The sequence below is a fragment of the Lactobacillus rizhaonensis genome (assembly GCF_036246345.1).
Taxonomy (GTDB): domain Bacteria; phylum Bacillota; class Bacilli; order Lactobacillales; family Lactobacillaceae; genus Lactobacillus; species Lactobacillus rizhaonensis.
On the sequence record NZ_BTTV01000004.1, the window covers coordinates 64,902 to 77,889 of the forward strand.

10 protein-coding genes are annotated in these 12,988 nt (G+C 38.2%); 3 read left to right on the forward strand and 7 right to left on the reverse strand.

The features are described from left to right. The first annotated feature begins 7 nt into the window (after positions 1 to 7). Both AAA915_RS06210 and add read left to right on the forward strand, forming a co-directional pair. A complete protein-coding gene (locus AAA915_RS06210; RefSeq protein ID WP_338200370.1) occupies positions 8 to 1,363 on the forward strand; it encodes a threonine/serine exporter family protein in 1,356 nt (451 codons plus the stop codon). A 179-nt stretch (positions 1,364 to 1,542) separates the two neighbouring features. Next, a complete protein-coding gene (gene add / locus AAA915_RS06215) occupies positions 1,543 to 2,562 on the forward strand; it encodes an adenosine deaminase (RefSeq protein WP_338200372.1) in 1,020 nt (339 codons plus the stop codon). A gap of 56 nt (positions 2,563 to 2,618) precedes the next feature. On the opposite strand, the gene AAA915_RS06220 is transcribed toward add, so the two are convergent. Further along, complete coding sequence (locus tag AAA915_RS06220; RefSeq protein ID WP_420915113.1) at positions 2,619 to 3,119, reverse strand: beta-xylosidase family glycoside hydrolase; 501 nt, start codon at positions 3,117 to 3,119, stop codon at positions 2,619 to 2,621. A gap of 97 nt (positions 3,120 to 3,216) precedes the next feature. Here AAA915_RS06220 and AAA915_RS06225 point away from each other — a divergent pair, with 97 nt between their 5' ends. Further along, positions 3,217 to 3,615, forward strand: coding sequence for a helix-turn-helix domain-containing protein (locus tag AAA915_RS06225; RefSeq protein ID WP_338207483.1), 399 nt, complete (start codon positions 3,217 to 3,219; stop codon positions 3,613 to 3,615). 103 nt (positions 3,616 to 3,718) lie between these two features. Here AAA915_RS06225 and AAA915_RS06230 read toward each other — a convergent pair whose 3' ends face one another. The 6 genes from AAA915_RS06230 to AAA915_RS06255 form a co-directional block, all read right to left on the reverse strand. Further along, positions 3,719 to 5,164, reverse strand: a complete 1,446-nt coding sequence (locus AAA915_RS06230) for a vinyl phenol reductase (RefSeq protein WP_338200378.1) — start codon at positions 5,162 to 5,164, stop codon at positions 3,719 to 3,721. A 68-nt stretch (positions 5,165 to 5,232) separates the two neighbouring features. Next, positions 5,233 to 7,098 carry an FAD-dependent oxidoreductase gene (locus AAA915_RS06235; protein WP_338200380.1) on the reverse strand — a complete coding sequence of 622 codons (1,866 nt, stop codon included), beginning with the start codon at positions 7,096 to 7,098 and terminating at the stop codon, positions 5,233 to 5,235. Positions 7,099 to 7,115: 17 nt separating this feature from the next. Then, positions 7,116 to 8,339, reverse strand: a complete 1,224-nt coding sequence (locus AAA915_RS06240) for an MFS transporter (protein ID WP_338200382.1) — start codon at positions 8,337 to 8,339, stop codon at positions 7,116 to 7,118. A 30-nt stretch (positions 8,340 to 8,369) separates the two neighbouring features. Next, positions 8,370 to 9,854, reverse strand: coding sequence for an FAD-dependent oxidoreductase (locus tag AAA915_RS06245; protein ID WP_338200384.1), 1,485 nt, complete (start codon positions 9,852 to 9,854; stop codon positions 8,370 to 8,372). A gap of 210 nt (positions 9,855 to 10,064) precedes the next feature. After that, positions 10,065 to 10,970: a LysR family transcriptional regulator gene (locus AAA915_RS06250; RefSeq protein ID WP_338200386.1), complete on the reverse strand. Its 906-nt coding sequence runs from the start codon at positions 10,968 to 10,970 to the stop codon at positions 10,065 to 10,067. A 148-nt stretch (positions 10,971 to 11,118) separates the two neighbouring features. After that, positions 11,119 to 12,921, reverse strand: a complete 1,803-nt coding sequence (locus AAA915_RS06255) for an FAD-binding protein (protein ID WP_338200388.1) — start codon at positions 12,919 to 12,921, stop codon at positions 11,119 to 11,121. Positions 12,922 to 12,988: the final 67 nt, after the last annotated feature.

Genomic DNA, 12,988 nt, shown 5'->3' on the forward strand with positions numbered 1-12,988 from the left:
AGCAGTTATGAAAGACGAACAATCTCCAGCATCATATCCCAAGATTTCTAGTAAGCATCACATGAGAATTCACTGGAAACAGTTTTTTAAAAGTTCAGATGATACTTTAGTCAAGGATATTACCCTGGTAGAAAAAGGATCTTTAGTCGGTAGAATAGGTATAATGCTGCTGCAATGTGGCACTGGAGCTTGGCGTGTCCGCGATTCGATGAATACCATTGCACGCGCACTTAAAATCACTTGTTCAGCCGACATTGGTTTAGTAACTATCAGTTATACCTGTTTTGATATTGATAACAAATCATACTCGCAGACACTTTCTTTGCCAACTACAGAAGTAAATATGAATAAGTTAAATGAAATGGAAGATTTTGTCCGCAAATTTGAAACTGAAAATGATCACTGGACAATTGGCGCAGTTCATCATAAATTGAATCAAATTGAACGCCATACTCAAAACTATCCCCTAATTATTTCAGCTTTGAGTGCAGGCTTAGCATGTGCCAGTTTTATTTTTTTACTTGGTGGTGGCTTGCCAGAAATGTTTTGTACATTTTTAGGTGCTTTTGTTGGTAACTATTTACGTCAACTAATGGGTAAAAAGAAAATTACACTTGTTGCCAAAATAACTGTCGGTGTGGCAGTTTCCTGTGCTGTATATTTCCTATGCTTTAAATTAGGAAATATAGTTTGGGGCTGGAGCAATAATCATGCCTATGGCTATATCGGCTCAATGCTCTATGTCATTCCCGGTTTTCCTTTCATCACATCTGGTCTTGATATGTCTAAACTTGATATGCGTTCAGGACTTGAAAGACTGGCCTATGCGATATTAGTAGTTATGATTGCTTCAATGGTAGGCTGGGGCATGGCTACCTTACTTTCTTTATCACCAGGTGCTATGCCAAAACTAAATCTTAATCCGGCTTTATTAACAATGCTTAGAATAATTGCTAGTTTTTGTGGCGTTTTTGGCTTTTCAATTATGTTTAATGCTAAATTATCAATGGCAACAGTTGCTGCCGTAATTGGTGCCCTGGCAAATACTCTGCGTTTAAGTCTAGTTGAATTTAACCATGTTCCAGCCGCTCTAGCAGCATTCATCGGAGCTTTATTAGCAGGACTAATTGCCAGTTTCGTACGTGATAAAGTTGGCTTTCCCCGTATTGCAATTACTGTTCCCGCAATTGTCATAATGGTTCCCGGCTTATACATGTATCGCGCTGTCTTTAATTTTGGCATTACTAACATTAATGTCGGTGCTTATTGGATTATGGATGCTTTGATGATTATTACTGCCCTGCCGATCGGCTTATTAACAGCCCGCATTTTAACAGATGCAAAATGGCGCCATTGTGACTAAAATACTTAACTGGAATTTTTAATTATTTTACCTAACTAGGTTCTTAGTTAGGTATTTTATTAGGAACATATACGCTTATTTTCCTTAATTCGTTCGTTTTTTACTCTATTTTTATTATTAAAATTGTGCTAAACTAAAATAACAAGTAAAAATCAAGAACATTATCTAAGGAGGATTACATGAGTTCAGTCGTCACACCAGAATTTACACGGGGCTTGCCTAAAGCCGAATTGCATTTGCATATCGAAGGAACATTAGAACCTGAATTGAAGTTAAAGTTAGCCAAGCGTAATCATGTGGATATAGGACAAACTACAATTGAAGATGTCCAAAAGACTTATAATTATCATGATTTGGCATCATTTCTAGCTGTCTATTATCCAGCAATGAATGTTCTACAAACTGAAGAAGACTTTTACGATTTGGCCTGGGCCTATTTAACTAAGGCTGCCGCCAATAATGTTCGACATGTAGAATTATTTTTTGACCCCCAAGCTCACACTAGCCGCGGTATCCCATTTGAAGTTGTACTCAATGGCCTTTATCAAGCTACTGTTGATGCACGTGCATTAAACGTTGACGCTCACCTAATCATGTGCTTTTTACGCGACTTTTCTAAGGAATCTGCTAGAAAGACTTTGCGAGAAGGTCTTAAGTACCGTGATAAGATAATTGGCATTGGACTTGACTCTGATGAACATAACAATCCGCCACTAAAATTTGCTCGCCAGTTTGAAGACGCAGCTGCGGCTGGACTGCACATCACTACTCACTGTGACATTGATCAAAAAGATTCAATTGAACATATTCGTCAGGCTTTAGAAATTATGGAAGTTGAGCGGCTTGACCATGGTACCAACATTGTGGAAGATCCAGACCTGGTTGAACTAGCCGCCAAAAGACAGATTGGCTTAACTTCCTGCCCGTTATCTAACAGCTTTGTTTCACCAGAAATGAAGGGTAAAGAAGTAATCGATCTTTTGAATGCGGGAGTAAAAGTTTCTATTAATTCAGATGATCCTGCTTACTTTAAGGGCTATATCAGTGACAATTATTATGCTTTGGCACAAAAATTTGATCTGTCAAAAGATCAAGTTGTACAACTTGCTAAGAATTCTTTTGAGACCTCTTGGATTAGCCAACGTCAAAAGCAATTATATTTAGATGAAGTAGATCAATTTGTAGCACAATTTAATTAAGTTTTCGACTGTAAATATCACACAAAAAAGGTAGAATTTTTCTACCTTTTTTGTTACTACAGATTTTCATACCTTAAATTAATTGAATGAAATTTAACGCTATTTTGACCAATTGCTCTTAAACCGATTACTACACCTGTAAAAGGCGAATCACTAACTTCATTAGTAAAATGTCTGGTCAGCATACTGGTTTTAGCAATTTCAGTTTCATCATCCTTTAAAATTACACAATAATTTTCTTGTCTCATTTTTAAAATAAACCTGATTGTAGTGCCTCTTAGTTTTACCTTTAAATTCTGCTCAATTTTCAAGTCGCTGTCTCGTTTGCTTATTTGAATTATATTTTGTTCATTATTATACAAAACTGCAAAATAATGTGCGTCATCTTTATAGACAGTTAATCCAGCTAAATTATTACTCAGCCCTTCAACCTTTAAGCCAAAGGAGAATTCACCCTTAAATTCAGTTTGCACAAAACCAATAAAAGAAGGTGCAAGTTGGTTCACCTGAGACACTTTAAGAGGCAACATATTTGCTTTTAACGCTAATTCATGCATTGAAAAGTCAGAAAATGATCAAGAACTTATTTCAACATTTACCAGCATTATTAGCTTACAAAATAAAGAAACCAACTTGGTGACCAACCTCAAAATTATGACAGAGGTGATGAATGTCATTCGCATATTAACTGAATACTATGCTCAAGAAAGTAAAACTATTGAAGAAGAGAGTAATATCAATTTTATAGAAGAACTCACCAAATTTGTATTAAAGAACTATCAGCATGAATTGCGAATTAACGATGTTGCACAACACTTTTGCTATTCAAATGGTTATACCTCACGATTAATCAAGAAAAGCCTAGGCTCCTCTTTTTCCGACCTTCTAAGATTAGTCAGAATCAATAAGGCAATTGATCTGATGAATTCTTCTTCCAAGTCCTGGGTAGAAATCTCTGAATTAACAGGCTTTATAACATATCGTAATTTGTATAATGCTTTTTATTCCGTCTATCACATGTCGCCTAATCAATTTAAAAAGCAAAATAAGTAATATAGTATTTCGGCTAAGCAAAAAGACTAACTCTCATCAAAATTGGAGTTAGTCTTTTAACTTGGGATATTATTTTGTTATTTTAGGAATTATTTTTTGCTTTTTATTCCTTAGCTGCAATTGCTTTAATTGCATTACGGCCTGAAAAAATACAATAGCCTGCATGTGTTCCAGGAACATTAACACCATAAGTATCACCATACAGAACAGCAGAACCGTCACCGCCGATAGCATATAAGCCTGCAATAGGTCTGCCTTTAGTATCTAGCACCTCATTATTGGTGTTAACACGAAGGCCGTCACCAGTAGTATAGGCACCAACACCTAATTCAATAGCGTAAAATGGGCCCTTGCCATCAACTGGCAACAGATATTTGGCTGGTTTATGAAAGTCGGTATCTTCGCCGTTTGCCGCCATCTCATTATAGTGCTTAACGTAAGCAACTAAATTAGGAGTATCAATTTCTTGAGCTAGTTCTTCCAGCGTTGCAGCCTTGTGCAGATATTGGCGCCCTTCTTTTTCGGCCTTGGCAATATCATCACGCAAAGTTGGGTACCTGTCTTCTGGAACAAATGGCTTCATTGATCTTGGGTATGATTTATCAGTAAAGTCATCCAAAATCTTTTGACTAAAGATGCAGAAGACCCGATCTTGGCGGTTCATTGAGTTGCCTTCGTTAGCCCAGTTCACAACAGCTGCACTTTCATCAACAAAGCGCTCGCCTAATTCATTTACCCACATTTGCGGCTGGTCACAAACTGAACTCCAGATAGCTGTACCCCATAATTTGAATGACGGGACAGTCTTATCTTTTAGTTGACCACCAAACATCATTGCCATTCCTGTGAAGTATTTTTTAGCGCCCAACTTCCAGGCCAGTCTCAAACCGTCTCCGGTATTTTTACCAGAGTTAACGGGAATAATGTTATCAGGATTTTGGTGAGGTGTACTTTCTAATAACTTTTGGTCGTTCAGATAACCACCTGTAGCCAAAACTACATTTTTAGCATTAACAACTTTAGCAGTTTTTTCTACAACATTAGTCAGAGTAACATCATAAGTGCTGTCTGCATTTTGCTTTAGATCAGTTACTCTAGTTAAAGTAAGAATTGTAATGCCCTTATTCTTAGCATATGGTTCTAAGCCATTATGAATAGCATCATGACCCTTGCCTTTAAATAAGTGCCAGGTCCGTGCGCCAGAACCCAGGTTTGCTACCATACCAATTACAGCACCATGGTCTTCAAGCCAAGAAACATTTTTACCGGCATTGTCGATATATTTTTGCCACATTTTGCCATCTGCCTTGTAATGCGAATAAGTCAGTTCTTCTTTAAGCAAATCTTCCTTGTTCAGAACAGCGTTATCCTTTTTTTGCAGTTCTGAATCGGCAGCAAAAACACCTTCAACATAATTACCAGTGCCGCCAGTTGTTTTACCTTTTTCAACCAGCAAAGTTTTTAAATTATTGTCAACAGCTTCATCTGCGGCAGCAAAGCCAGCAAGACCAGCGCCGACAATCACTACATCATATTTTTCTTGTGTCATATTTCTTCCTCAAGTAAAAAATCATGCACAAATCAATTTTTAAAATTTATACCTGATTTTAAATAAAACTACTTACCGGCTTTAGCAGTTTCAGCTGCATCAATTCCGGCTAATCTACCAGAGATATAAGCAAAGCCTAAAGTACCACCTTCAAAGTCAACATAAGCCTTGCCATACATTCCAGATGCATCGGCACCAGCCACGTAAAGGTTAGGTACAGGTTCACCTTTTGGAGTCAAAGCATGCATTTTTTCATCAATTGTGGCACCGCCAAGAGTTCCCAGGTTCCGGGCAATAAATTTCACAGCGTAAAATGGTCCGTTTTCAACTGGAATCATTCTCTTGGTATCAGAGAAGAATAAATCATCTTCACCCTTCTTCTTAGCATCATTGTATTGCTCAACTGATTTTTGCAGATTCTCTTTGTCAACACCCATTTTTTCAGCCAATTCTGCAATTGTATTACCAATAAATACAACGTTAGTTGAAGCAAGCTTATTTAATAGTGCAGTAAAGTCTGTCTTCTCGTGTTCATGCTTAATATTTTCTTCAGTATCTGTTGGATAATTAAATTCCATGTAAAATTCACGGTGATTCTTCCACTTGCCATAGTGATCTTCTATTGCAACCGTACCGCCTTCTTTGATCTTATCCAGCATTGCCTGATCTAAAACAACGAATTCAGTTTGTTGTGGTTGTTCTGACAATTCGGCTCCATGCACAGCAAAATCTAACGCGTGAGTTTCACTGGCATAACGCTGGCCACGATTATTAACGCGCAAGTTTGGAAAGTCTGCCAAGGCATTAATAGGCATCCAGTTGGGGCCGACAAGTTTAGCCATATCACCAATATCTTTATTACTAAATGTTTGCCAGAAGTAATGGGTTGAACCGTTGATATGATGAGCAGTTCCTGCATCCCAAGCCATGTTCAAACCATCACCGGTGTTTTGCAAAACCTGTCCTTGTGTGCTGACATCACCCAGGTATTCCTTACGCATTTCAGGATTACCGCCAAAACCACCTGTGGCAATAACAACTTTCTTAGCATTAACGTGGAGAATTTCTTCATCACTTTCAGCAATTAAGCCAACAACTTTGCCGTCATCATCTTGCAGTAATTTTTTACCAGCAAAGCCAAAGTACATCTTGCCACCAATTGACTTGAACTTCTCAATCAATCTAGTTACAGCCTTAGTACCACCTTCTTGATAGCCATGAAGAGTAGCCGGCATACCGATATGGTCATAACTGCCGCCAGTACCTGCGTCAACCAATTTCATAATTGCGCCGTTTTCGTTTAACCAATCAACGGTCTTACCTGATTCATCGATGATGCGCCGAACAAGAATTGAGTTCATGTAGCCTTGAGAAGCGTCCATGTATTCGTTATAAAGCCACTTCTTGGAAACGACTGCATCTCGATCCTTTTGTTGTTGACTGTCGCCAGCAAACATACCTCCGGCAAACGTACTTGCACCAAGTGGAGAAATGGTTTTTTCAAATAAAGCAGCGCTTGCACCATGTTGACGAGCAGCTAAAGCAGCTGCTACACCAGCACCACCGGCACCAACTACAGCGACGTCAACGTTAATAGTTTCTTCTTTCTTACCGGTATTTTGACTACCATTTTCTTTAAGAGCATCGTAGTCAACATCAGCTTTATCAAGGGCTTCTTTTACACCCGCAATAATACCGCGAGAAGTTTCGGAAGCTCCAGAAACGACGTCAACATCAACTGATTGCTGGTCAACAATCTTTTGGGCCATTTTCTTAAATGCGTTGTCAGCTAAACTGTCTGGCGCATATTTATCTAATGGTTTAACATTAACGATTTTATCTGTGTCTACCTCAACTTCAAGGTTAATTTGACTTTCTTTGCCTTGACCCGAGCCAGTGTATTTGCCCGGATTTGCAGTTATTTTTTTGGTCATTACAAAATTCCTTTCGTTTATCTACGTGGACGACTACCATTTGCATCTGGCAGGATTCCAATGATAATAGCGGTAATTGCGAAAAATGTTCCTTGAATCATAAATGTTAATTCATAGTTTCTGCCAGCAATTAAACCGATTACAGTTGGAAGACAAGATGAAAGAAGTAGTGAAACTGTGCTTACAAGTCCTCCGGCACTACCCGCATATTTAGGACCAACTTCAGGAAACTGAATCGGCATTGAGTTCATAATTGGACCAGTCATGGCACCAAACAAGCCACCAAGAATCAAAGCAATAGTTAAAGGCAAGCCTAAAGGTATAAACCAAGTCATTGCCATTAAAAGACCGCCTATTAGAGTAAAGACAATCATTACCGGCTTAGCTTTTTTAGCTTTGTTGATAAGTCCAGGTCCGAACAAAGAACCACACAAACTACCAATAGTTGCGATAGCAGCTATCATACTACCTGCAGCAGGTGTCATACCACGAGCAGCAAACGCTTGTGGCAAAATACCGGAAAAACTTTCACTGGCAGCAACACCTAAACCACCAGCAAGACCAACTAACCAAGTTTTCTTGCTGCGAGCTACAACCTTAAAGTATTTCATTGCTGATTCAGGTTTAGCTTGTGGAGCTTGAGCCTGTACTGGCGGAACCTCTTCGCCTTCAGGCTTCTCTTTAACAAATAAAATCCAGCAAACAGTTAATATTAATAAAAGTGTAGATGAGAAAATATAAGCTGCTTTAACGCTTGGAAACATGTGAGAAGTTAACTGCGTTAACATGATACCAATACTTGCTGATGCAAAGAATACTCCCATAGCCAGTTTAGTATCTTGTTTAAACCATATCCCAAATATTTTTAGGGCGTTGGCGCTAAGAAGTGCCATGTAAACACCAAATAGCAGCAACATAATCATCATCGTAGCAAAATTAGTAGCGATTAAACGACCATAAGCACCGATAAGTGAAACAAAACAACCAAAAGTGACAATTTTCTTAGCACCATATTTATCTCCCAGTGATCCAGCAGGAATACTGAGGAAAACTGCAACAAACATTGGAGCCATTAGTAAGCTTTGAAATTGTGCCGGTGCAATATGTAAAGCCGGCATAACTTGTGTAGCTAAAGCAGAAATTTGGTACTGAATATAACTGCTAGTAGCATCCATCAAAGATATAATAGCTAAAATTACCCATCTATAACTAGAAAGCTTAGGTAACTGTTTTTCATCCATAATAAATTAAAACTCCTTTTGTGATTAAAACTAATTTTCAGCGGCATATTGTCCAGCTAAACGGCCGAATGTTTGAGCATGACTGCAAGTAAGACCTGGAACACGATCTGGATAACTACCCCAGAAGAAGCCACCACTGGCATTACCAGCCGCATACAAATGAGGAATTGGCTTACCCATCTTATCAATCACTTCCATCTTGGTATTGATACGCAAACCATCTAGTGTTGCCAGCAGGCGGCCACCCATAATAACACCATAGTATGGCGCTTTATCTACTGGGAACAATCTGAATTTTTCTTTACCAAAATCAGTATCGACGCCGTTGGCACACATCTTGTTATAACGTTTAACACTGTTTACCAAGTTATCTTTTGGCAAGTTCAACTTTTCAGCCAATTCTTCAATGGTATCGGCTTTTTGAACCATACCATCATCAATTCTGCGTTGAATCTCAGCCTTATTTTCTTCAGTATTATAAATACCAGGCCAGCCTAAACGTGAGCAACCTTGAGTCCTAAAATGTGCCAAGTGATCCATAGTATCTTCTGACCAAATTTGTGCTTCGAGGTATCCCGGTTGTTTAGCCATTGCATTAATATCAAATTGGTAAGGGACACTCTCGTTGCCAAAACGTTCGCCGTTCAGGTTAACTTTAAGCATAGGATATGCACCCATCCAGAAATAGCCGGGACCCTTAAAGTCAATTTGATAGTGTTCTTCAGCGTTGGTACCAACAGGAACAGCGCCACGGTCAAAAATAATTTCTGCAGGTTCCTCGTCGCGGGCAGCTCCCACTTTCAAACCGGCAAGAATACCGGAACCGTCATCACGGGGACCGTCAGAATAAACATTCTTCTTGTAGCCAAGCGGATCCCACTTCTTCATTAATTCAACGTTGCCGCCATAGCCACCTGTACAAATAATGACACCCTTGGTAGCCTGATATTTTGTTTTTTCACCGCTATCACGATCGCTGGTAATGACACCGGTAACTGCACCACTATCATCAGTAACGAGTTCTTCAAGCTTAGTATTGTATTTAAGAGTTACTCCTAACTCCTTAACTTTATTAATTACCCAGTCACCATAGTGAGCCCAGCCATTATCAGGCGTAGCAATTGCAAGTTCAGTGTTAAAGGCTGTGTTAACTACTGTTTCATAGTACGCATCTTTTTGCGGTCTTAAGATGCCACCATTTGGCTTTAGAATGTTATCTTCAAGCCAGTTAGCTGTTTCATCAGCATGGTTAGCCCAGGTCCAAAGTAATCTTTCATCAACATTATCTTGGAAAAATAAAGTTAAAAAGTTCATTAATTTAGCTTTATCCACCTTAATACCTGCCCGTTTTTGAGCATTGCTATTTAGAGCGGCGAAGAAAGAACGGTAGAGAAATTGTGAACTGCCCTGTTTATCAATTAACAGAACTTTAGCTCCTTTTTCTGCCGCGGCACATGCTGCCATACCACCGGCATTACTGGCACCGGCGATAATTACGTCATAAGTATTTTCCATTTTTATCCCTCACTTTTTAAAAGTAAATACTTTAACCGTTTACATAATACTATGAATCTAGTGATTCTTTTCACGCATTTCAGAATTGAAGATTACTAAATGGAATGTATAACATTTTTTCATGATTTTTTGCTAAAGAAAAAATACTTACAGTAACAACCATCATGTGCATACTGCAAGTATTATTTAAATAACTAAATTTTGCTAAAATTATTTTTTTACTGGTGAAAATTCTTTAATTGTTTCCCTTAAAATTTTAACAATTTGATTTAAGACAGATTCATTTGTAAAAGATTCCATATATGCAATACCATAAGGAGATATGTCATGATAATCAATAGGAATATACGATACATCTTTGGCACTACCATCGACGATAAAATTAGGTAGTACCCCATAACCCCAGCCTGCTTTTACATAAATGTCCATGGCTAAAAAATCTTGCACAAATTTAATGTGATCCATTCCCATATTATTGATAAGAATATCCTGATACCTCATTTGTACATTTAAAGAACTATTGGGATCCAGTAAAAAGATATTGGTGTTCTTTAGATCTTTTAAAGTAATTAGTTCTTTTTCAGCTAAAGGCGAACCCTTGGGACATGCCAAAACAAATTGTCCTTGAATTAAAGGTTTGAATTTAACATCCTCAACTACTTCAACATCATCTCTTGCAATGGCACATAAATCAACGTGATGGTTGAGAAGTTCTCCAATAGAGTTATTAAGTACAAAAATAAATTGAACGTTGAGATTACTGCCAGATTCCCTCAGTTTACGTAAAAATATTGGTAAAATTTTTTGTTCTAGCGGAGTATCACAAACTCCTATTCGCAACAATGTTTCTGGATCGTTTTTTTGGCTCTGTAAATAAGCAACGGTGTAGTCCATATCATCTACAACATTTCTGGCAACATGATAAAAATATTTGCCGGCATTTGTTAATGAAATCCGATGATGTGCGCGATTAATTAAAGTTACCCCGATGGTATTTTCAAGATCCTTAATATTTTTGGAAACTGCTGACTGGGAAAAATTTAGTCGTTCAGCTGCAATAGTAAAACTTGAATTATCAACAGCTTTGATAAAACAACGTAATTGAGTAAAATTCATTTTCGATTACCTCATTAAAAGCCTTAGTATTGTTTATGTATATATTATAGCCAAAAACATTTATTATAAAAACATAGATTTGTATTGTCCAATTTGATTTAGTGTATACAAAAAGACCATTTATCGCAAATGGCCTTTTTAAAAATAGTTACTTTATCTTACTTAACGCATCGTTAACAGCATCTTTTAGACCGCGTGACGAACTTGAGGCACCACTGACTGCATCAACATCAACGCGATTTTCTTGAACCATTTTGGCAGGTAAAGTCTTGATAGCTTTCAAGCCGTAGTCATCTGACTCAGCTTGTTTCAAAACTTCAATATTCTTTAAGTTCTTTTGCTCATCAACAGTTACCCGGACGACTATTTCATCACCCATACCTTTAGTTGATTTACCAATATATTGATTTTCTCCGGTTTCATAGCTTTCGTGTTTAAGATCCGAAGTCAAGTGCTTTTCAGGCACAGTAGCGCCACTTGCTGCATCAGTCGTTGCAGCAACTTTTGGTTTGGCAGCATTTTCTCCTGCAATCTTGCCCCAAATTAAGCATTCTGCCAGGTTATTACCCCCTTGGTATTGGTTAGCACAGATTCCACCTAACTCGCCAGCAGAATAAAGATTAGGAATCGCTTTACCTCTGGTATCCAAAATTTCAGCGTTCTTATTTCTTCTAGGACCACCTTGCGTATTGAGCATAGTTTGTTCTAGTCTGACAGCATAAATTGCGTTACCAGTAAATGCACGTAAAGTTGCCGGCTCTCTTCTAAATTCAGGATCGTCTTGTTCTTGACAAGCTTTATTGAAACGATTAAGGGTGTCAGACAATACAGAAGGTTCAACCCCAATTTTTTCGGCTAATTCAGAAACAGAATCAGCCTTGATAATATTTTCTGTGTATGGCTTGTAATCGCCGATAATTTTATCATTATCTAATTCATGCTTTTTAGTTTCATCAAAAATCAAGTACGGGTGCTCTTGATTTAGCGGCACTTTCCATTGACCATGATTCTTAATATGGCCGTGGCGGTTTTCTTCAGTTTCATTAAAGTATCTGGTACCATCATCACCGACAACAAACGAACTGCCGGTAGCAACTGTTTCATTTTGAGGCCCTAACATTAAGCGACCGCGTTGTCCCTCTGGTACCGCAAAAGCCATGCCATGAAGTAAGCCTAAAGATTCATAATTATGTAAATGCCAAAAATCAGCGCCAACTTCCTGAGCCATTCTCAGACCGTCACCTTTGTTGTAAAGAGTTCCTAAAGGTGCCAATCTTTTGGCGCCAATAAAGTCTTCGATCATTCTCTGGTTATTTTCAAAACCACCGGTAGTCATGACAACACCATTCTTGGCTTGAATTTTGAGCAATTTACCGTCACGCTTAATCACTACACCGTAAATCTTTTTGGTTTCCGGATCTTGAATTAGTTCTTGAGCAGGTGTGCTGTACAAAACATCAATTTTGTCTTGCCGTTTCACTACCTGCTCTTTTAAAATCTGCCATAAGGAAGCATCAAACCAATGTTTAGTTACAGTGGTGAAATCATAGGACTCTGAACCTGGAAATTCTGGGAATTCCCTGAAAGCATAACTTTTATCAGGGGCATATTCCTTAGCACTATTTGGTTTAACACCCAAATATTTAGAAACATATTCAGGAATGTGTACCATCCCGTCGACATAGGTGTCAATCATCTCTTCGTCAAGTTCCATTGGCGCCGTTAATTTCTGATAATACTTTTTCAACTCATCAAAATCATTGCCAGTACCAATTAATTGGGCAGAATAACGGGTATTACCACCTTCGTGCCCTTCGGGAGCTGCATCAACCAACAGCACTTTGGCATCATGATCAGCCGCAAACCGTGCAGCAGTGGCACCAGCACCACCAAATCCTAAAACAACAACATCATAATTTGCATCCCATTCAATATTCTTGTGATAAATCATGGTAATCTCCTTAATATAAATCGCTTTCATTAGTCAAATTAATTTTATCACACTATATTTTTTCAAT

What these genes read in the sequence shown, in the direction of transcription:
- AAA915_RS06245 (WP_338200384.1), bottom strand. Translation starts at nt 9,854, where the DNA reads ATGGAAAATACTTATGACGTAATTATCGCCGGTGCCAGTAATGCCGGT.
- AAA915_RS06250 (WP_338200386.1), bottom strand. Translation starts at nt 10,970, where the DNA reads ATGAATTTTACTCAATTACGTTGTTTTATCAAAGCTGTTGATAATTCA.
- add (WP_338200372.1), top strand. Translation starts at nt 1,543, where the DNA reads ATGAGTTCAGTCGTCACACCAGAATTTACACGGGGCTTGCCTAAAGCC.
- AAA915_RS06220 (WP_420915113.1), bottom strand. Translation starts at nt 3,119, where the DNA reads ATGCATGAATTAGCGTTAAAAGCAAATATGTTGCCTCTTAAAGTGTCT.
- AAA915_RS06210 (WP_338200370.1), top strand. Translation starts at nt 8, where the DNA reads ATGAAAGACGAACAATCTCCAGCATCATATCCCAAGATTTCTAGTAAG.
- AAA915_RS06240 (WP_338200382.1), bottom strand. Translation starts at nt 8,339, where the DNA reads ATGGATGAAAAACAGTTACCTAAGCTTTCTAGTTATAGATGGGTAATT.
- AAA915_RS06225 (WP_338207483.1), top strand. Translation starts at nt 3,217, where the DNA reads ATGACAGAGGTGATGAATGTCATTCGCATATTAACTGAATACTATGCT.
- AAA915_RS06230 (WP_338200378.1), bottom strand. Translation starts at nt 5,164, where the DNA reads ATGACACAAGAAAAATATGATGTAGTGATTGTCGGCGCTGGTCTTGCT.
- AAA915_RS06235 (WP_338200380.1), bottom strand. Translation starts at nt 7,098, where the DNA reads ATGACCAAAAAAATAACTGCAAATCCGGGCAAATACACTGGCTCGGGT.
- AAA915_RS06255 (WP_338200388.1), bottom strand. Translation starts at nt 12,921, where the DNA reads ATGATTTATCACAAGAATATTGAATGGGATGCAAATTATGATGTTGTT.